20 protein-coding genes are annotated in these 19,881 nt (G+C 29.4%); 18 read left to right on the plus strand and 2 right to left on the minus strand.

What is annotated here, in order from left to right; genetic code table 11:
- Nucleotides 1-29 precede the first annotated feature (29 nt).
- From K8354_RS03280 to K8354_RS03355, 16 genes are all read left to right on the plus strand, one after another.
- Nucleotides 30-716, plus strand: coding sequence for a DUF4386 domain-containing protein (locus K8354_RS03280; protein ID WP_223445349.1), 687 nt, complete (start codon nucleotides 30-32; stop codon nucleotides 714-716).
- Between the two features lie 13 nt (nucleotides 717-729).
- A complete protein-coding gene (trpS, locus tag K8354_RS03285) occupies nucleotides 730-1,791 on the plus strand; it encodes a tryptophan--tRNA ligase (RefSeq protein ID WP_223445350.1) in 1,062 nt (353 codons plus the stop codon).
- Between the two features lie 316 nt (nucleotides 1,792-2,107).
- The gene (pafA, locus tag K8354_RS03290) at nucleotides 2,108-3,802 is read left to right on the plus strand and encodes an alkaline phosphatase PafA (protein ID WP_223445351.1); all 1,695 of its coding nucleotides are present in this window, start codon (nucleotides 2,108-2,110) and stop codon (nucleotides 3,800-3,802) included.
- 226 nt (nucleotides 3,803-4,028) lie between these two features.
- A complete protein-coding gene (locus tag K8354_RS03295; RefSeq protein WP_223445352.1) occupies nucleotides 4,029-5,321 on the plus strand; it encodes a serine hydrolase domain-containing protein in 1,293 nt (430 codons plus the stop codon).
- A gap of 403 nt (nucleotides 5,322-5,724) precedes the next feature.
- Nucleotides 5,725-6,288: a YdeI/OmpD-associated family protein gene (locus tag K8354_RS03300; RefSeq protein WP_223445353.1), complete on the plus strand. Its 564-nt coding sequence runs from the start codon at nucleotides 5,725-5,727 to the stop codon at nucleotides 6,286-6,288.
- Between the two features lie 138 nt (nucleotides 6,289-6,426).
- Entirely contained in the window at nucleotides 6,427-6,993 is a 567-nt protein-coding gene (locus tag K8354_RS03305) for a hypothetical protein (protein ID WP_223445355.1), read from the plus strand.
- A gap of 50 nt (nucleotides 6,994-7,043) precedes the next feature.
- A complete protein-coding gene (locus K8354_RS03310) occupies nucleotides 7,044-7,898 on the plus strand; it encodes an alpha/beta fold hydrolase (protein WP_223445357.1) in 855 nt (284 codons plus the stop codon).
- Nucleotides 7,899-7,905: 7 nt separating this feature from the next.
- Entirely contained in the window at nucleotides 7,906-8,856 is a 951-nt protein-coding gene (locus K8354_RS03315; RefSeq protein ID WP_223445358.1) for an alpha/beta fold hydrolase, read from the plus strand.
- A 63-nt stretch (nucleotides 8,857-8,919) separates the two neighbouring features.
- Nucleotides 8,920-9,759: a leucine-rich repeat domain-containing protein gene (locus tag K8354_RS03320; protein WP_223445359.1), complete on the plus strand. Its 840-nt coding sequence runs from the start codon at nucleotides 8,920-8,922 to the stop codon at nucleotides 9,757-9,759.
- Nucleotides 9,760-9,847: 88 nt separating this feature from the next.
- Entirely contained in the window at nucleotides 9,848-10,246 is a 399-nt protein-coding gene (locus K8354_RS03325; RefSeq protein ID WP_223445360.1) for a DUF6326 family protein, read from the plus strand.
- 103 nt (nucleotides 10,247-10,349) lie between these two features.
- Nucleotides 10,350-10,874, plus strand: a complete 525-nt coding sequence (locus K8354_RS03330; protein ID WP_223445361.1) for a P-loop nucleotide/nucleoside kinase family protein — start codon at nucleotides 10,350-10,352, stop codon at nucleotides 10,872-10,874.
- 158 nt (nucleotides 10,875-11,032) lie between these two features.
- Nucleotides 11,033-11,377 carry a 5-carboxymethyl-2-hydroxymuconate Delta-isomerase gene (locus tag K8354_RS03335; protein ID WP_223445362.1) on the plus strand — a complete coding sequence of 115 codons (345 nt, stop codon included), beginning with the start codon at nucleotides 11,033-11,035 and terminating at the stop codon, nucleotides 11,375-11,377.
- Between the two features lie 11 nt (nucleotides 11,378-11,388).
- The gene (locus tag K8354_RS03340; protein ID WP_223445363.1) at nucleotides 11,389-12,630 is read left to right on the plus strand and encodes an alpha/beta hydrolase-fold protein; all 1,242 of its coding nucleotides are present in this window, start codon (nucleotides 11,389-11,391) and stop codon (nucleotides 12,628-12,630) included.
- Between the two features lie 68 nt (nucleotides 12,631-12,698).
- Nucleotides 12,699-13,058 carry a cupin domain-containing protein gene (locus K8354_RS03345; RefSeq protein WP_223445364.1) on the plus strand — a complete coding sequence of 120 codons (360 nt, stop codon included), beginning with the start codon at nucleotides 12,699-12,701 and terminating at the stop codon, nucleotides 13,056-13,058.
- A gap of 149 nt (nucleotides 13,059-13,207) precedes the next feature.
- A complete protein-coding gene (locus K8354_RS03350; RefSeq protein WP_223445366.1) occupies nucleotides 13,208-14,248 on the plus strand; it encodes a helix-turn-helix domain-containing protein in 1,041 nt (346 codons plus the stop codon).
- A 118-nt stretch (nucleotides 14,249-14,366) separates the two neighbouring features.
- Nucleotides 14,367-15,479 (plus strand): nuclear transport factor 2 family protein, encoded by a 1,113-nt coding sequence (locus K8354_RS03355; protein ID WP_223445368.1) that lies wholly within the window; start codon nucleotides 14,367-14,369, stop codon nucleotides 15,477-15,479.
- Nucleotides 15,480-15,612: 133 nt separating this feature from the next.
- Here the strand turns inward: K8354_RS03355 and K8354_RS03360 are convergent, their stop codons facing one another.
- The gene (locus tag K8354_RS03360) at nucleotides 15,613-16,881 is read right to left on the minus strand and encodes a nuclear transport factor 2 family protein (RefSeq protein WP_223445370.1); all 1,269 of its coding nucleotides are present in this window, start codon (nucleotides 16,879-16,881) and stop codon (nucleotides 15,613-15,615) included.
- Between the two features lies 1 nt (nucleotide 16,882).
- Complete coding sequence (locus K8354_RS03365; RefSeq protein WP_223445372.1) at nucleotides 16,883-17,875, minus strand: DUF6624 domain-containing protein; 993 nt, start codon at nucleotides 17,873-17,875, stop codon at nucleotides 16,883-16,885.
- A 503-nt stretch (nucleotides 17,876-18,378) separates the two neighbouring features.
- On the opposite strand from K8354_RS03365, the gene K8354_RS03370 reads away from it, so the two are divergent.
- Nucleotides 18,379-19,185: a sensor histidine kinase gene (locus K8354_RS03370; RefSeq protein WP_223445374.1), complete on the plus strand. Its 807-nt coding sequence runs from the start codon at nucleotides 18,379-18,381 to the stop codon at nucleotides 19,183-19,185.
- Complete coding sequence (locus K8354_RS03375) at nucleotides 19,172-19,867, plus strand: LytR/AlgR family response regulator transcription factor (RefSeq protein ID WP_223445376.1); 696 nt, start codon at nucleotides 19,172-19,174, stop codon at nucleotides 19,865-19,867. The genes K8354_RS03370 and K8354_RS03375 overlap by 14 nt, the downstream gene beginning before the upstream one ends.
- Nucleotides 19,868-19,881 lie beyond the last annotated feature (14 nt).

A 19,881-nucleotide genomic window follows, 5' to 3' on the forward strand; every position in this document is an offset into this window, starting at 1 on the left:
TAGTATTAAATAATAAAAATAAATAAACTATGATTGCAAATACAGAACAGAAAAATTTAATTAAGACTGCTAGAATAACTGGCTTATGGTACTTAATGATGGCTATTACAGGAATTCTAGGCTTTATGGTCTTTCATTCTCAAATATTTGTGTCTGGTAATCCTGAACAAACGCTAACAAATTTAGTAGAATTAGAATCTACAGCAAGAATTCGGTTGCTATTAGAATTTGGTATCGTAATTTCTCAGGCACTTACCGCAGTTTGGTTTTTTAAATTATTTAAAGATAGTTATGAATGGGAAGCTTGGACGCTAGGCATATGGGGAATGGTAAATGCTTTAGTCATTATGATCAGTGCAATTTCAATGGCCTCAGCAATAGGTATTGCCAATTCTGATATAAGTGCTATGGAAGACAAAGTTTTACTAATTCAGGTTTTTCAACAAATAATTTCTAATGCCTGGGGTATTGGTGGTCTTTTCTTTGGACTTTGGCTGTTTCCTATGGGATACATAGTTATCAAATCTAAAAGAATGCCCATCTGGTTGGGAAGAGTTATTGTTTTAGGTGGTATTGGCTATGTATTAAGCACCTTAATCCACTATGCAGGCATTGATTTTAGCTTCAATGAATATCTTACGCTACCGGCAACTATTGGTGAATTTTGGATGATTGGTTATTTATTAATTTTTGGCATAAGACCTAGCTATAAGTAAAATTAAACAAAAAATGTTAAATAAAAGTTTTGAAAAAGCAAAAGAGCAAAGCAAATTATTAGAAAATGATTTGTATAAGAATCCTCATAAGTATCGCGTATTGACGGGAGATAGACCTACAGGTAATTTGCATCTTGGACACTATTTTGGCTCAATTATAAACCGATTAAAATTACAAAGCTTAGGAATTGAGACTTATATTTTAATTGCTGATTATCAAGTGTTGACAGATAGAAATGTTTTTAATGAAATTTCAAAATTCACATATGAACTAACTTTGGACTATTTAGCCTGTGGATTAGACCCTGAAAATTATAAAACTCATATTTTTCCACATAGTCATATTCCTGAATTAAATCAACTAACTATTCCATTTCTGACATTAGTTTCCAGTTCAGAATTAAACAAAAATCCAACTGTTAAAGAAGAAATTACTGCTTCAGGACTGAGTAATATTAATGCAGGAATGTATATCTATCCAGTTCATCAAGCTGCTGATATTTTGTTTTGTAAAAGTAATGTGGTTCCTGTTGGAAAAGATCAATTACCTCATATAGAATTAACTCGGAAAATTGCAAAGCGCTTTAATACCAAATTCAATAAAAATATTTTTACAGAACCAGTTGCACTTTTTACTGATACCCCTACTATTCTTGGGTTAGACGGTATTCAAAAAATGAGTAAAAGTCGCAACAATTCAATTATGATAAAGTCAACCGCTGATGAAACAGTAAAACTAATAAAATCTGCCAAAACTGATTCAAGTCGTTACATATCTTACGACCCCGAAAACAGACCAGAGGTTTCCAACTTACTTAAGTTAGCTTCCTTATGTTCAGATATAAGCCCAACAGATATTGCTGATAAAATTGGCGACCAAGGTGCAGGAAAACTTAAACAGCTAACAGCAGAAGCTATAAATACATATTTTGAGCCTATTAGAAAAAAAAGAATAGAGCTTGAAAAAAATAAAGATTATGTCAGGGATATTTTGCTTAAAGGTATAAGTAAAGCGAGAGGAACAGCTATTGAAACGTTGAGTGAAGTCACTGAGGCAATGAATATGAAAATATAATCACTTCTCATAACAATGTATAAACGTAATTCGGGCTAAAGTATTAAAATTGAACGAATTAAATTACAACAAACATATCAGTAGATTGATAGTTAAGAGCTTCTAGTCCCGCATTACGCTTATACTTGCCGTTAGGCGCAATCTTAACTAAGTCGAAAATAATATTACCTTACTCAATAGCATTTTTAGAAAGGTGCGTCCCAACAAAATAAATCACCCACGAAAAAGCTAATTTGAATGTGATAAAAAACTCAGATTATCGTCTCTAAAATTCAACTTGCATAAGTTCATTTAATAACCAAATTCAAAAATAACAATGAGTAATCTTATAATATCCAATAAAATAATCAATGTTTTAGCATTGTATATAATTAGCTTAAATTTTTCCTATGGGCAAACTGAAGGCTCAAAAAAACCAAAATTAGTTATTGGTATCGTTGTAGATCAAATGAGGGCTGAACAACTATACAGATATGAAACAAAATACAGCGAAGATGGTTTTAAAAGAATTTTACGAGATGGATTCAATTATAAAAATACGCAATATAATTATACTCCAACGGTTACTGCAGCAGGCCATTCATCAATTTATACAGGTACCACACCAGCCATACATGGTGTAATAGGTAATAGTTGGTACAATCGGTATAATGAGAAACATACTAGTTGTGTGAAAGATACTACCGTAGTTTTAATTGGCAGCAAGAATCAAAATAATATAGGAGCTTCACCCAAGCAACTATTGACGACTACAATTTCTGACCAACTACGAATGAGTACTAATTTCAGATCAAAAGTAATTAGTGTCTCATTAAAAGACAGAGGGGCTGTATTACCTGGAGGTCATCTTGCTAATGCAGCATATTGGTATGATATTGAAACAAGTCCTGGGTATTTTGTTTCCAGCTCTTATTATATGAATGAGTTACCTAAATGGGTAAGTAAGTTTAATAAATTAGAGAAATCGAGTAAGTATTTAGATACCGTTTGGAATACACTTTACCCGATAGAGAGTTATACTGAAAGTTATGGAGATAACAACAAATATGAGGTTGTCCTTGGAGATAACAACCCGACCTTTCCTTATGACTTCAACAAACTTAGAGAAAAATACAGAAAAAGAAATATAGAATATTTGATGTTAGGGTTTTCGCCAGCTGGAAACACATTACTCACTGAATTTGCTATGGATGCAGTTAAAAATGAAAAATTGGGTAGCGATGAAGAAACAGATATGCTTACAATTAGCTATTCTGTCACGGATAAAGCAGGGCATATTTTTGGCCCAAATTCAGTTGAAATAGAAGACATTTATTTAAGATTAGATCTTGAAATAAGTAAACTTCTAAAATTCTTAGATAAAGAAATTGGTAAAGGAGAATATACGTTATTTCTTACGTCTGATCATGGTGCAGTTCCTATCGCCTCTTATTTAAATGATATAAAGGTTCCTACTGGAGTCGCTAGAATAGCAAGATATAAAGACCAATTGAGTAAATATTTAAGCACTAAATATGGAGAAGGTTCATGGATTCAAAATTTTGAAGATGACCAGTTGTATTTGAACAGAACTGCTATCCTTGAAAAAGGATTACAATTAGAAAGTATGCAGCAAAATGCTGTAAATTTTTTAGTAAATCTTAAGGGAATCAGTGGGGCTTTAGCTTCCCATCACTTACAAACCAGTCAATATAATTCTGGTTTAAAGAAGCTCGTTCAAAATGGATATCACCAAAAAAGATCTGGAGACGTTCTTCTTACTTTTGATGCTGGTTTAGTTCAAGATGATGATTCTGAAATTGAGGTGTCTTCAGTAAAAGGGACCATTCATGGTTCAGGCTATAGTTATGACACTCATGTTCCTTTACTTTGGTTTGGAAATGGAATAACACATGGAGAATCGGTAAGAAAAGTTTCGCCTATAGACATTTCATCAACACTAACAATGATTCTGAATCTTCAATTGCCAAGTGGAAATAGTGGGTATCCATTGAAAGAACTATTTAAATAATTTTAGGTTGAATTAAATATGCACTTGCGAATAGGGTATAGTTGCCTTTAATTAAAAATTGTAACAGTTTAATAAATTTATTGTCTCTTAATAATTTTCCAAAATGAATAAAATAAAAATTCTAATTTTTCTAATATCAATAATCTTTTTCACAAGCTGTCAGAATAAAAATAATCCCAAGACAACGGATTTATCTGAAATATCAATAAACCAAATAGACACATTGATGGAGGTGTCCTATGAACGTGGATTGTTCAATGGGAACATCCTTGTGGCACAGAGCAATACTATTATATATCAAAATGAATTTGGATATTCCGATGCCTCTAGATCAAAAAAACTTAGTAGAAACTCAATATTTAACATTGGTTCTATTGCAAAAGAATTCAACGCAGTTGCTATTATGATCTTGAAAGAACGAGGATTACTTCATCTTGAAGATAAGCTATCAACGTTTGATTTACAGCTACCAAATTGGTCCCACAAAGTAACGATAAAACATCTATTACAATATTCTAGTGGGTTACCAAAAGTAAAATGGAATAGTGTGAAAAATGATAAAGATATATATACTGATATAAAGAATATCGACAATTTAATATTTGAGCCAGGGTCTGATTATCTCTATAGTAACAATAATGTTTTTCTACAAAGAAGAATTGTGGAGAAGATATCTGGGATGTCTTTCAATGATTTTATCCAAGAAAACATTCTAATTCCTAGTAAAATGTCAGATGCTATTATAGATGCAACTTCCAAAAATACTCAGCTAGTAACTTCATTTAATAATGATTTAGTGAATGATAGCTCTGGTGATATTGAATTTTCAGGTTGGGTGTTTCCTAGCATATCTGACATGTTCAATTGGGTTAATAGTTTACATTCAGGTAAGATAATCTCAAAGGAGTCTCGAATGCTATTATTCGATTCCTTTTCAAAAAACAGCGAGTCTGCTTTAGGGAAAGGTGTTTTTAAGAGTAATGAGTTAATGATATACCAACATCAAGGTTCTTCCTTTAATTACGAGTCTTTAATACATTATAACCTAAAAGAAGATGTAATGGTCATATTAATGACTAATAATAAAAACTTAAAACTTAGGAATATTGCTGAGGCCATAGAAAACATTACAAAAGGAAACTCTTTTAAAATTCCTCAAAAATCAGTTTATCTCTCAATAAGACAAAAATGTTATAATAATGTAGATGATGGTATCGAATATTATAAACAATTAAAGAAAAATTATCCTGATACTTATAATTTTTCTGAAGAGGGAGAATTAAATAGATTAGGATATAAACTAATTGAGAAAAACCAAATTAAGGAAGCAATTAAAATCTTCAAATTGTTAGTTTCGGAGTTTCCTAACTCGGCCAACCCTTATGATAGCCTTGGCGAGGCTTACTATCTTAATGGGAATAATAGTATGGCATTACAAAATTATAATAAGGTTTTAGAATTAAACCCAAATAATACCAACGCAAAAAAAATGATTAAAAAAATTAAAATGAAAAATTAAAATAAGATACCATATAAAGCTTATTTGCATCATTATTTATATACCTGCATCATAATTTTCATTTAATCATCAAACTTTATACATAAGGCGCCATAAGGCTTAAGAAGTATGTCGCCTATTGATAGATCTTTGTTGAAGCAAAAACAAGCAGAAAGAACCTGGTTAATAATTAAAAAAATAACAACCGGAAATTATTGAAAAATGGGTTGAAAACAGACGTCTAAGGCTCATTATTTACGTTCATGTATTTACCATTGCGTTTCACATCGTTTATAAATTTCTTTGTGAAAAGCAACAGGTAAATTGAATAATTAAACAACTAATTACATTACAAAAGGTTCAAAGACAACCGAATTACCAGTTGGAATAAATCAAATATGTCAAAGTACTTAAAATAAGGATAATGCTTAAAAAGGAATTAGAAACATACTGCCCTAAAAACCGATTGGAATGGCGTGGCTGGTTAGAAAAAAATCATCACTCAACACATGCTATTTGGCTTGTATATTATAAAACAGCAACAAAAACACCTTCTCTTAGTTGGAGTGAAGCGGTTGATGAAGCATTATGTTTTGGGTGGATAGATAGCACTAAAAAGACTATAGATGACAAAAGATATATGCAATATTTCAGCAAAAGAAAACCTAAAAGTGTTTGGTCTAAGATAAATAAAGAAAAGGTTGACTTACTCATTCAAAATAAACAAATGACAAAAACAGGTTTTGAAAGTATCGCTATTGCTAAACAAAATGGGTATTGGTCAATTATGGATGATGTAGAAAACTTAATCATTCCAAATGATTTGCAAAAAGCGTTAGCCGCTCATCAAAATTCATTCAAAAATTTTCTGAGTTTGAGTAAATCGAAACAAAAAGAACTGTTAGGCTGGATTGTTTTAGCGAAGCTCCCTGAAACCAAACAGAAAAGAATACGTAAAATTATAGAATATGTCAATCAAGGAATTTAAAAACAAATTATTATGAATAGAATCTTTAAGAGTAATAAGAAAGAAAACAGGCGAGTATTTAAATATATAATACCTATAGATTATTCTAGAAAATAAATAATACAACTAAAAAATTAAACTTATTAAAAATAAAATATCATGAAAAAAACATTAATTACTTTGATTTTGTGCGGAATAACATTAACCGCTAAATCTCAAAACACAAGCGTAGAAAAATCAATATTCGGATTACAAACTGGAGTTTTAGGAATCTGGGCATATAATGAAACAAAACTATCAAATACCATAGCATTGAGAACAGAAATTGGTTTTGATTTTGGAATATGGGAGACTACTTATTATGATGATTACAATTCTCCTTTTATCCTCACACCTGTTATAGTAATTGAGCCTCGATTTTATTATAACCTCGAAAAACGTTCAAAAAACTCAAAAAGAATTGATGGGAATAGTGGTAGTTTTATTGCCTTAAAAACCAGTTATCATCCAGAATTGGCTTTGTTTAATGCAGACGATGCTCCTGTGGTAAGTGATTTTGCCATTATACCTACTTGGGGAATTAGAAGAAATATAGGGAATCATTTCAGTTACGAAGCAGGTATAGGAATAGGATATAGTTACACATTTGCTAAGCGCGCAGGTTATTTAGAAGACGAAAGTGGAATAGAACCAAATATGCATCTGCGAATAGGGTATAGATTCTAGTAAATAAAAAACAATTACAATTACAATATCAATAAAAAAACAAAAAGAAAATGTTTTTCAAATCAAAAGAAGGAAAAGAAAAAATCTTAACGCTTTACAATCAGAAGCTAGATGAACTGAATATTGAATATTCAGAAAAATTGATAGAAACTACTTTCGGAGTTACAAATATCATTATTACAGGCGATACAAAAAATCCGCCTTTACTACTTATTCATGGTACAGGAGGTTGTGCTCCTTTAATTTTAGAATCACTCCCAAATTTATCTTCAAAATATTGTGTCTATGCAATTGATGTATTGGCACAACCGAATAAAAGTGCAGAGAATCGATTAGATATGAAGTCGCTAGATTATGGAAAATGGGTTACAGAACTTATAGCAATCTTAAGGCTTACAGAAGTTACTTTAGTTGGATTTTCTTTTGGAGGTTTTATTTCTTTAAAGACTTTAGAATTTAAAGAAACTCATATTAAAAAAGCATATTTAATTGCACCAGTGTACATCGTAAATGGAAACCCTTTTAAAGGACTGTTTAAAATGTTTATTCCTTTAAAGAAATTCATAAAAACAAATAATGACAACTATCTAAAAAAAGTAATAAACGTTCTTTTTACTGAGGCTGATGATTTTGCCATCCAATTTATGGGAACTACTTTTCAAAACTGTAATATGGATTTTTCTCCTTTACCAGTTATTTCCAAACAATCTGCCAACAATATAAAAACGCCGATAACTATTGTAGCTGCTGAAAAAGACATCCTATTTCCCGGAAAAAAAATGATAAAAAGAGCCAAACGAATATTCTCATCACTTAGTGAAATTGTTTTACTAGAAGATTCAAAACATGTACCTAGCAATAGGAACTTTAAAAAAATAGAAGATTTAATAATAGGTAAAAACTAATAATAAAATGGAAGCAGAATTAGAATCTTTAAAATTCCCTAATCCAAATATAATTTCTATAAACGGAATTGAGTTAGAAGTATTTGAAGCAGGTAAAGAAAATATGGGCAATCCCATTGTACTTTGTCATGGTTTTCCAGAACACGCTTTTTCATGGCGTTATCAAATCCCAGCGCTTGCTAAAGCTGGTTTTCACGTCATTGTTCCAAATCAAAGAGGATATGGTAATTCATCATGCCCTAAAGAAGTAACGGCATATGACATAACCCATTTAACAGATGATTTGGTGGCTTTACTAGATTTTTACAATTACAGAGATGCTGTTTTTGTTGGGCATGATTGGGGCGCAAATGTAGTTTGGAACCTTGCACTCTTGCATCCAGAGCGTGTCAATAAAATTATAAATCTTGCATTGCCTTATCAAGAACGTGGTGAAAAACCATGGATTCAGTTTATGGAAGAGTTTTTCGGAGACGATTTCTATTTTGTTCATTTTAATAAAAAACCAGGTGTGGCAGACGCTGTATTAGAGAATCATACAGAAAATTTTCTACGTAATTTATTTCGTAAGAATGTACCTCTTGCTCCACCAGAGCCTGGAATGTTAATGATGAATCTTGCAAAAGCGGATAAACCACTTGGTGAGCCTATGTTGAACGAGGATGATTTGTCTGTATTCGTAAAAGCCTTTAAAAATTCTGGATTTAATGGAGCTATCAATTGGTATAGAAACCTTGACCGAAACTGGCACATATTAGCGGATATTGATCCAATTATCAAACAGCCAACACTTATGATCTATGGCAACCTAGATATGATTCCAAAATTTGAAAGACTAAAGGATTTTGTTCCGAATTTGGATGTGATTAGTTTAGCGTGTGGTCATCACATTCAACAAGAGTTACCACAAGAAACAAACCAATCGATTTTAAAATGGTTGGGACAATTTAATGCTTAAAAAGAAAAAGAAACAAATTTATTGGAGACTATAAACAAGCTCAAATTTTTAAAACAATTTAACATGAAAAAATTAACTCAAAAATCACTAATACATTGCTGCATAATTATACTTCTAGGTATTACAGTTTCGTGCTCTAGTGATAATAACAATTTACAGGTGCCTGATAATTATTTAAATATTCCTGATGAAAATTTTGAAGCAATACTTATAGAAAAAGGAATTGATTCTGACGGTATTGTAAACCAGCAGATGCTAAGAAGTGATGCTGAAAAAGTGACAAAATTATCTCTAAATGGAGCAAATATAAATACATTAGAGGGTATTGAAGCATTTGTTAATTTAAAGAGACTTGAAGCAGATGCAAATAATTTAACAACATTAGATGTAAGTAAAAACGTTTTATTAGATACTATTAGTTTAACTTCTAATAGGTTAATAGAAATAGAAGGTTTAGAAAAAGCCAAAAACTTAACATGGTTAAGTTTATCTTGGAACTATTTTACAGAATTTACATTGGATAATGATAATGTGAAAAATTTTCTCATTGATCATAACGATCTAACTTCTTTAGAGATAGTACATGCTCCAAAATTAGAAAGTGCGGTGCTGAACTTAAATCAAATAGCAGATTTAGATTTTAGTAATAGTCCATTACTTAAAGTGTTGGTTTTTTCTGCTAACAAAGTACAAACCATAAACTTAGATAACAACGTAAACTTAGAGTACATCTATGGTTCAAGTAATTTGCTTACACAATTTGATATCAGTAATTTACCAAATCTTATTGATGTTAGAGTAGATAGAAACCCAACATTAACTTGTATTAAAATTGCAAATGGGCAAGAGATTCCAAATTTAAAATTATCAACATATCAAACAGCAAATGTAGATTGCAATTAAAAAATCATTGCATTAAATCATCAAAATAGTCAACTAAAACCACTTTTAGACACTTGTTGTGCTTCATTAAATAATCAAACTAGAAAATATGGACAAAAAAGTATTATTCTCCACTTTATGGGTATTTGTAACAGTCAATTATATTTTTTGTGATGTGTTTACACTTTTTTATGCTCCTGATCTCAATCAGTTTTTAACAGGTAAGGTTGGAGACATAGAACTTACTCAAGGTTTCTTGCTAACTTTTGCCATCATAATGGAATTTTCGATGGTAATGATTGTCTTGTCAAGAGTTTTGAGATATTTTTTAAATCGTTGGTTTAACATTGTTGGAGGAATTGCTTTCACATTAATTCAAGCTGGAACACTAGTAGACGGTGACTTTACTATGCACTACCTCTTTTTCAGTATTGTAGAAATCTCAACTACCTTATATATTGTAAGGGCTGCATGGACTTGGAGAAACCCGGAAAAAATTAAAATATAAAAAACAAACTTAAGTGGTGTATAATGCATACCCTGCGGGATATGCACCATACACTAACCGTTAGCTACATGCATAAAAAAGAAACCATTAAATTACAAAATGGATGAGTAAAAAAATTCATATAGTTTTTGGACGACAAGGTGCGGGTAAATCAACCTATTCAAAGAAACTAACCAAAGATATAAAAGGAGTTCATTTTTCAATTGATCAATGGATGTGGAAATTGTATGGGAAAGACATGCCCAAATCAATGAATCTAAAATGGATCATGGAAAGAGTTGATAGATGTGAACAACAAATTTGGGAAACTGCGAAAAACATTTCTGATTGTGGTGTTGAAGTTGTCCTTGACCTTGGTTTTACTAAATTCGAAAAAAGAGAATTATTCACATCCTTGGCTAAAGAACTAGATATTTCAACACAAATCCATTACATCAAAGCACCACATGATTTAAGAAAGAATAGAGTATTAAAAAGAAATAACGAAAAAGGTGAAACATATTCATTTGAAGTAACACCGGGAATGTTTGATTTTATGGAAGGTGAATTTCAAATTCCAAGAGAAAAGGAACTAAAAAAAGCTATAATCATTGATACAGGTGAAACAGAAAATAATGAAAATAAATAAAGTATCAACTAACAATATATATAATGGTATGGGCGAAGATTATTAGCTGAATGGAAATAATGATTTAGCGCTAATCAATTATAAAAAGTCACTAGAATAAAACCCAGAAAATTCTTAAGTAATAGAAATGATTAAAAAATACTCAAAAAAATAAAATTATGCCACATTTTGTAATTGATTGTTCTAAAAACATTCTTAAAATTAAATCACCAAATGAAATTATTAAAAAGGTTTATGACACAGCAGCATCAACCAATCTTTTTGATAAAGGTGATGTTAAAGTAAGAATTAATCCTTTTGAGTATTATACTATAGGAGACACTCAAGATGATTTTATTCATATTTTTGGGAATATAATGGAAGGACGAAATACGTCTCAAAAAAAGAATTTATCAGAAAAAATCGTATCCGAATTAAAATTAATGTTTCCTGACGTCCCTGTTATTTCAATGAATATTAGAGATTTTGAAAGAGCAACATATTGCAACAAATCAATGATTTAAAAACAACATCCATGAAGTCATTCTATATTTTTTTCATCTTTTCTTTTCTAACTGTAATAGGTTTAGCACAAGAAAATAAATTTTTACAAAACATTGGTGTTTTAGATAGCATATATTCCGAAAATCTAGAAGAATACAGGGAAATATATGTGCAATTACCTGAAAATTACAATCCTAATTCAAAACAAAAATATCCTGTAGTTTATGTTTTGGATGGCGAAGTTTTTTTACCCACTGTTTATAGTGTTCATAGTTTTTACAGTGGTGGCTTTATGCCAGAAATGGTTATTGTTGGTATTTCAAATGCTAATAACAGGATGCGTGACTTGACAATTTCAAAAGTTACAGAAATGTATGGAATGCCTTTTGAGCAAGAAAACGGTGAGGGAGACAATTTCAGAAAGTTCATTGAGAAAGAACTAATACCTTTTGTAGAAAATAAATATCCGGTTACTAATTACAGAACGCTAATTGGTCATTCTTACGGAGGTTTATTTACTATTTCCACACTACTTAATCAACCCGATTTATTTGCTAATTATTTAGCCATAGACCCAAGCCTGGATTGGGACAACCAAAGACTTATAAAAGAAGCTGAAGAAGTATTTAAAAATCAGAATTATCAGAATACATCTTTATTCATGTCATTAAGTGGTCAATTGCACATGCAGAACTCAGCAATAACGATAGATAATGTAATGCAGGATAGTACAGACTATACCTTATTCGCACGTTCTAATATTACCTTTTCAAATATAGCTAAGCAAAATACTAATAACGGATTGTCTTTTGATTGGAAATTTTATCCAAAAGACATACATGGTACAGTTCCTTTTCCGTCTATTATGGACGGCTTAGTTTCACTTTTTGAGTGGTATCAAATGGAAAATACAGATAAAATAAATTCATTTGAAACTACCAAGGATGAACTTTTTAGTATCATAAAATATAGAGAGCATAAACTCAAGGAACATTTTGGTTATAATGAGCCACCTTACCCAGAAGAACTCTTGAATGTGTCAGGGTATATGAATATGGATATGCAACAGACAGAAAAGGCGAAAATGTACTTTGAACTTGCCATTGAGTTTTATCCAAAAAGTGCAAACGTTTATGCTTCTATGGCAGATTATTATGAAAGAAATAATGATTATAAAAATGCGTTACTTTTTGTTACAAAAGCTTTTGAAATAAGTGGTGAAGAAAATTATAAACAAAGAATTAAGGACCTAAAAAGAAAAAGCAAAGGTTAAAACCAGAAAGTTTTAAAGCAACAAAATAGTGATGATCAAAAATGTAATCTAGCTACAAAATTTTAATTATGAATATAAACGATCAACTTAGTACCATAAAAGACTATTATTCTCCTAAAATAATAGGTGAAGTAAATGATGTTTTTATAAAACTAGTTAAAATTCAAGGAAATAAAGTGCCTTGGCATCATCATAAAAATGAAGATGAATTATTTCTTATCATCAAAGGAGAACTTCTTTTTGAAATAGAAAACCAAGCGCCGTTTGCAATGAAAGAGGGAGATTTGTTTATTGTAAAAAAGGGAATTAATCATAAGGTGAGTTCTAAAAAAGAATGTCACCTTATGCTTATTGAAAATAAATCTGCACTTCATACAGGAAATGTAATTAATGAGATTACAAAACCAATTAAAAATCAAATGGAATGAAATTCTAAGGTATCAATTCGTCTAAAAATAATTTATCTACTTTACAATAATTTTTCATTCAGGTTATATTTGCTAAATTTAGCGATAAATACATTTAATAAACTTAGTATATCAATATAAGTCTAAGTGAAGAATAAAAAACACTGGAATTGAATTTAGATAACCAATTAATATTTTTCTTTAGCGCTCTGGGTGCTTTTAACAGTGTCGTTTTAAGTGTCTATTTTTTATTTTTTGATCAACATAAAAATAAATCTAACTATTATTTAGGAGGATTATTGGCGGTTTTAAGTATACGTGTTTGGAAATCGTTATTCTTTTATTTTAACCCTAACTTATCTAAAATTTATTTACAAATTGGGTTGTCTGCCTGTTTTTTTATTGGTCCTTTTCTATATTTTTATATCAAATCAAAAACTCAAGATATTGAGCAATTAAAGAAGTTCTTTTATATCCAAATTTTAGCATATCTATTGATGGTTTTAGGTATTGGTTTTTTATATCCGTATGAAAAAAACACAGAGCTTTGGGGAACCTATTTTTACAAGATCATTAATTATCAATGGTTATTGTATATCTTAATTTCTGCATTTTTACTGCGAAAATCTTTGCAAAAAATGATAAACAGAAAAGAAAAACTAGGGTATGATGAAGTTTGGTCTTTAAGTGTGTTTTTTGGCGTAAGTATTATTTGGATGGCATATTTTACAGCAGCTTATACCTCTTATATTTCTGGAGCTCTTTCGTTCTCTTTTGTCTTTTACTTATCGATATTACTACTGTTTTATAAGAGAAAAAAGGACTTTGTTGTTGCTGTTAAAAAGGAAAAGTACGCTAATAATCAAATAGAAGAAAATGAGGTGAAACAATTGTTAGAAAAAATTACAGCGACTTTACATGAAGAAAAATTATATAAAAACGCGAATCTAACACTCCCTATTTTCGCTAAAAAACTGAATATTCGTCCACAGTTATTATCACAATTATTAAATCATAATTTAAAGAAAAGTTTTACTCAATACATTAATGAATATAGAATTGAAGAAGCAAAATACCTTTTAGAAACACATCCAAATCTAAAAATTGAGATTATTGCTGAAAAATGTGGATTTAATTCGAATAGTACATTTTACACTGCTTTTAAAAAGATAACGAACACAACACCAGCGAAATATGTTAGAGATAAATAGTGTTGTTAAATTTCCTATTGTATACATCAGGAGTTTTAATGTATAATTTTGTAGCTATTTCAATACACTTTCATAGTACTATTGCTGTTCATTTTAAATAACAACAATACAAATACTTATGAAACATTTACTTTTATTCATCGGATTTCTAATCTTAAACGCTTCAGTTTTTGCTCAATCAGAAGTTTCTAAAATAGAAACTACGCTTTTAAATTATATAAACGGAACTTCTTACAACCAATCTAAACTTATCGAAAAAGCATTTTATGCAAATGCCAATCTTTATTTAGAAAAAAATGACAAATCACTTTGGACGGTTCCTGCCAAAGAATACGCAAGTTGGTATAACAATAAAAATGAAGGACAGTTTACAGGAAGAATAGGAAACATTTTATCGATTGACAACTTTGAAGGTGTTGCTACTGCAAAAGCAGAAATCATTATTCCTAGCAATGGTTCTAGATACATTGATTTATTTCTTTTGAAAAAAATTGAAAACGAATGGAAAATTATTAGCAAAACTGCTAGTAATGAAAAAAGCAATCAAAATGGGAATAAAATATTATTTATAGTATCTAACACCTCTTTTCATGGAACATCTAAACTTGCAACAGGCAATAGTTTCTCTGAAATTGTGAATGCTTATGACACCTTCAAAAAAGCGGGATTTACTGTAGATTTCGTAAGTCCAAAAGGAGGTAGTATTCCATTAGCATATATTAATACATCAGACACACTTCAAAAGAAATTACTTTACAATGAAGATTTTATGTATGCTTTAAAACACACCAAAGAACCTAAAAACATCATTGCAAAAAATTATAAAGCGGTTCATTATATTGGAGGTGGAAGTGCCATGTATGATGTGCCTAAGAACAAAGAAATTCAAAAAATATCAATGACCATTTATGAAGCGTATAATGGTATTATTTCTTCAGTATGTCATGGAACAGCTGGTATTGTACATTTAAAAACAAAAGATGGTAAATATCTGGTAGAAGGAAATATCGTTAGTGGATATCCTGAAGCTTATGAAAAAGAAGGCGCTGAATATTTTAAGCAATTCCCTTTTTTAATTCAAAAGACCATAGAAGAAAGAGGTGGAATATTTAAATATTCTCCTAGAAACTCTGAACATGTGGAAGTAAGTGGGAATTTGATTACAGGTCAGAATTACGTATCTTCTAGAGGAGTTGCTTTAAAAATAATTGAGAAATTAAATCGTAAATAACCTTAAAGTAATTAATAATTTCAGATCTCAAGAATCTAACAAATAACTTAAAAAGAACCTGCAACAATGAAAATACATTGTTACAGGTTTTTTATCTATACAGGCTATCATTTTTTCTATTTTATTAGAAAAATTAAAATGGATACCTATTTACGTTTTTATGTTGCCATAAAAGATTGATAATACTCCATTTACCATCTAATTTTATGAGATGTAAATATTCAACCCAATTATCTGAATATAGTTTTACAGTTGCTATTCTATGATATATATCTAGTATTTTAATTTCATTTTTAGGATTTGGAGGAAATTTAGTATTTGATTTATTCCAGTTTTCTGCATTTTCTATCATACGTTTTTTAGAAATAGCGTTTGTAACTTCTTTTTTTAAAGTCCTACTATATCCAACAGAAACCTTGTTTAAGCTATCATTCATTACTTCTTTCATCAACTTTGGTTTCAAATCTTGTAAAGCAATTAAGTAGCCTAAAGAAATTCTTTTGATTTCTACACTGTCTTTTTGAGATGCTTTTTTGCTTAAAGCAACATTTTGATTATTTGAAATATTTCTGCCTCTAATGAACTTCATGTCTTGATCATAATGCGCCTGTTTAATATAATTTCCTATTGCATCGTATTCTTTAGTTCCTATAGCTAGTCCAATTTGATTCAGAACCAATTTATTGTCTTTATCATGATACGTATATTTTATATGATTTCCATAAGTGTCATAAGTATCTTGATAAGAGGCAACTCCTGCAGTATTATTAATAATTTTATAATCTTTACTTAAATTATAATTTGCAATTGGTGTTCCATCTTTTCTAAAGGTCATACCAGTTATTCCAAATTCAAAATATGTAGAAAGATTTTTTGGCTCATTTTTTAGATTAAATCGCTTTTCTACAATCATTTTTTTATGCTTAAACCAAACATATTTTGATATTTCCCAATTAGACTCCATTGGTTTATCAACAATATCAAAAAACTCTAATTTAGTATAATTTAAATTTCTGCCTTTTGTAAAAACTTCTTTGTAAACCTTTCTATCATTAGTAATTCGTTTCCCATTTTTATTAAAGAAAATTCGTGTTTCTATATCTTTTGTGTGCGTGATAACTGTTTTGTAAGCTCCGATTGATGTCAAAGGATGGCTTCTTTCAGTAAAATAATGATTATTGGTAATTTCAACCAAATCATTACGATCATTGTATGTAAAAATATAATGAGATGTTTCTTTTGCAGTATTAACATCTAAAGGATATGTCCCAGTTAATTTAATGTATGGTGATACATGATTGTATCTTAAATGTCTAAAGTATTTTCGAGTTGAATTTTGAGCCAGAGTAATACTTGTAATCAATAAAACGATGATCGAGATTGTAAAATTTTTAAAATTCATTTTAGTTTTTTTTATTTAATGCTCTTTCTGTAGCTTCAAGTTTTGGCAACATTTTTAAATATGCTTCTACATCCCAAGTTAAATCCCATCTATTTAAATTTTCTTGCATAGTGTTTAGCCCCATTTCAGCTCTTCTTTTATCTACCTTTCTAGCATCATTTAAAGGTAAAACATATGGTTTTTTACGCTCCTTACTCATTGCCAATTGTGTACCATATACTTGTCTTTTTCCTTGCCCTAAAAGTAATCTGTCATAAAACATAGCATACTGTCTTTTAGGTAGCCAGTTGTTTTTTAGAGCCTCATTTATCATTGGTAAATATTTTAGTTTTACGTCTTGATTTCCATGTTGAATCACAAGAAAAATTGTTGATGCGCCTCTTGTACCAATTTTTTCTTTACTTGGCCAACCTTGAGTGTCTAATATTTTACTAACTTTAATTAAGTTGATAGAATCCTTTTTAAGAATACTTCCCCAAAAAGCACGCATTTCTTTAGAATCTCTTCCATATTTTTCTTCTTTACTTCTAATTTGACTTCGTGTACTTTGATCATCAAAATAGATTTTATCTAAAACTGCAACTAACTCTTTATCGTAATGTTTTTCAATCTCTTGCTTGTTTTTTTGCATCACAGAAATCAATTCATTCCATCTTTTGTCTTTTCGTAGGTTTGTTAAATCTGTATCATTTTTTAAATGATTGATGTCATACCACTTCAATTCATTGGCTGCAACAAAAAGGTGTTTGTAGGCTGCATTAAGATTATTATCTAAAGAGTTTATACAGGCAGCATTATATCTGTCATTTAAAGGAACATTCGTATTTATTTTAAAAGCTTGGTCATAAAGTTTTGCAGATTCTTTAAATTTTTTTTCTAAGCATAGTTTCCAACCAGCCCTAATTAATTCTGAGTAACTTTTTTGATTTGATTGTCCATTTGCACTGAAATTTATAATCATTACAAAAAATAAGATTAAATAGCGTTTCATCATTTTTTTTTATTTTAAATTAAAAATCATTGCAATAAAATAAAATCTTGATTTGTATTTTTATTTAGTAGATAGATTCCGATAAATTGCAAACGGAAAGTAGATTTTAGTATTAATTCTGTTTTGTTTGCAAAAAATCTTTGTTAAGCATCTTTAATCAGGAGTTCATCTACATATATGTAATACTATCCATTTTATGAATACATTTGAGTTTAATAGGCTTCATAATAAAAACATCTAAATTGTATATTTTAGCAATGATGAAAAATTTATTTTCAAAACATATAGTTCGTAATTTTCTTTTTTGGATGATTATGTTTCTGTATTTAATAAGTTCGTATTGGAACATAGATCATGATAAGGGCTATGTATTTCTATATATTGGCTTTAAATTTTTTTTACAATTTATTTTAAGTCTTATCATTATAAAATTATTAATACCTCAGTTATTACATAGAAAAAAAGTTATACTATTTATTATTTGCTCTTTAATTTCTATTTATTTAATGCAAACCTTCTACAGTGTTGCTAGGGTATATTATTTCGAAATTCATTATCCAGAAATATATAAAATGCAACCTCCTTATATTTTGTTTGATAGAATGACTTCTTTTGTTCGGTTTTTAAGCAATATCACTTGGTTAGTTTTTCCTACGATAATATTTATAGCAATAAAATATTATAGTGATCAAAAAGATATTATTGAGTTAAAAGAACAAAAAAAATCTACAGAGCTCTCTTTATTAAAAAATCAACTAAATCCGCATTTTTTATTCAATACGTTGAATAACTTATACGCTTTATCACTAAAAAAATCTGATAAAACTCCAGAAGTAATAGCAAAACTTTCAGAAATTTTAGACTATATTTTATACCAATGCAAAGACAACTATGTTTCAATTAATAAGGAAATTGAATTATTAGAAAATTATATAGCTTTAGAAAAACTTAGGTATGGTAAAAGGGTGAACGTCACATTTGAAAAAGATATTCAAAATAATGTAAATATTGCTCCTTTAGTTTTATTAACTTTTGTAGAAAATGCTTTTAAACATGGTGTTAGTCAAGAGTTAACCACTAGTTTTATAGATATAAAAATATCAGCTACAGAAAATGAAATAATATTCAAATTAAAAAATAGTAAACCTAGAGTAGACACTGAACTTATTAAAAGCACTAAAAAATCTATAGGAATGCAAAATACCAAAAAGCAATTAGATTTATTGTACCCAAATAAGTATCAATTAGAGATTGAAAATACAGCTTCTCACTACTCTTTAGAGCTAAAACTTACGTTAAATGGAAAAGTATAAATGTTTAATCGTTGATGATGAGGAATTAGCAAGAGAGTTAATTGCCACGCATCTTAATCAATTACCATATTTTGAAATTATTGCTACCTGTGCTTCAGCAATCGAAGCAAATTCTGTCTTGAAAAATAATACGATTGACTTATTATTTCTAGATATAGAAATGCCAGTTTTAAAAGGAACAGACTTTTTAAAAAATTTAAGGAATCAACCAAAAGTTATATTTACTACAGCTCATAGAGAATATGCAATAGAAAGTTATGAGTTAAATGTGGTAGATTATTTATTAAAGCCTATTATTTTTAATCGTTTTTTTAAAGCGATAGAAAAGTTCTTAGAGACCCAAGTTGTTGTGAAACCTGCAACTAGTAAACCTGAATTGACTCATATTTTTATAAGAAGTAATCAGAAAAATATAAAACTGTATTATGATGATATTTTATATATAGAAAGCCTTAAAGACTATATTAAAATACATAAAAAAGAAGAAAAACTGTTAATAAAGCATGGTATTTCTGCTTTTAAAGAGAAGCTAGATAATCGTTTTATAAGAGTGCATAGATCTTACATAGTTAACAAGCAAAAAGTTACTGCTTACACAAAACAAGATATTGAAATTGGCGAAATTGAAATACCAATTGGAGATTTATACAGAAAAAACACTTTGGAAATACTGAAAGTGTAAATCCTTATATTTTT

Source organism: Polaribacter litorisediminis (assembly GCF_019968605.1).
Taxonomy (GTDB): Bacteria; Bacteroidota; Bacteroidia; order Flavobacteriales; family Flavobacteriaceae; genus Polaribacter; species Polaribacter litorisediminis.

What these genes read in the sequence shown, in the direction of transcription:
- pafA (WP_223445351.1), top strand. Translation starts at nt 2,108, where the DNA reads ATGAGTAATCTTATAATATCCAATAAAATAATCAATGTTTTAGCATTG.
- K8354_RS03310 (WP_223445357.1), top strand. Translation starts at nt 7,044, where the DNA reads ATGTTTTTCAAATCAAAAGAAGGAAAAGAAAAAATCTTAACGCTTTAC.
- K8354_RS03335 (WP_223445362.1), top strand. Translation starts at nt 11,033, where the DNA reads ATGCCACATTTTGTAATTGATTGTTCTAAAAACATTCTTAAAATTAAA.
- K8354_RS03320 (WP_223445359.1), top strand. Translation starts at nt 8,920, where the DNA reads ATGAAAAAATTAACTCAAAAATCACTAATACATTGCTGCATAATTATA.
- K8354_RS03330 (WP_223445361.1), top strand. Translation starts at nt 10,350, where the DNA reads ATGAGTAAAAAAATTCATATAGTTTTTGGACGACAAGGTGCGGGTAAA.
- K8354_RS03315 (WP_223445358.1), top strand. Translation starts at nt 7,906, where the DNA reads ATGGAAGCAGAATTAGAATCTTTAAAATTCCCTAATCCAAATATAATT.
- K8354_RS03280 (WP_223445349.1), top strand. Translation starts at nt 30, where the DNA reads ATGATTGCAAATACAGAACAGAAAAATTTAATTAAGACTGCTAGAATA.
- K8354_RS03365 (WP_223445372.1), bottom strand. Translation starts at nt 17,875, where the DNA reads ATGATGAAACGCTATTTAATCTTATTTTTTGTAATGATTATAAATTTC.
- K8354_RS03360 (WP_223445370.1), bottom strand. Translation starts at nt 16,881, where the DNA reads ATGAATTTTAAAAATTTTACAATCTCGATCATCGTTTTATTGATTACA.
- K8354_RS03300 (WP_223445353.1), top strand. Translation starts at nt 5,725, where the DNA reads ATGCTTAAAAAGGAATTAGAAACATACTGCCCTAAAAACCGATTGGAA.
- K8354_RS03305 (WP_223445355.1), top strand. Translation starts at nt 6,427, where the DNA reads ATGAAAAAAACATTAATTACTTTGATTTTGTGCGGAATAACATTAACC.
- K8354_RS03345 (WP_223445364.1), top strand. Translation starts at nt 12,699, where the DNA reads ATGAATATAAACGATCAACTTAGTACCATAAAAGACTATTATTCTCCT.
- K8354_RS03295 (WP_223445352.1), top strand. Translation starts at nt 4,029, where the DNA reads ATGGAGGTGTCCTATGAACGTGGATTGTTCAATGGGAACATCCTTGTG.
- trpS (WP_223445350.1), top strand. Translation starts at nt 730, where the DNA reads ATGTTAAATAAAAGTTTTGAAAAAGCAAAAGAGCAAAGCAAATTATTA.
- K8354_RS03370 (WP_223445374.1), top strand. Translation starts at nt 18,379, where the DNA reads ATGCAAACCTTCTACAGTGTTGCTAGGGTATATTATTTCGAAATTCAT.
- K8354_RS03325 (WP_223445360.1), top strand. Translation starts at nt 9,848, where the DNA reads ATGGACAAAAAAGTATTATTCTCCACTTTATGGGTATTTGTAACAGTC.
- K8354_RS03375 (WP_223445376.1), top strand. Translation starts at nt 19,172, where the DNA reads ATGGAAAAGTATAAATGTTTAATCGTTGATGATGAGGAATTAGCAAGA.
- K8354_RS03355 (WP_223445368.1), top strand. Translation starts at nt 14,367, where the DNA reads ATGAAACATTTACTTTTATTCATCGGATTTCTAATCTTAAACGCTTCA.
- K8354_RS03340 (WP_223445363.1), top strand. Translation starts at nt 11,389, where the DNA reads ATGAAGTCATTCTATATTTTTTTCATCTTTTCTTTTCTAACTGTAATA.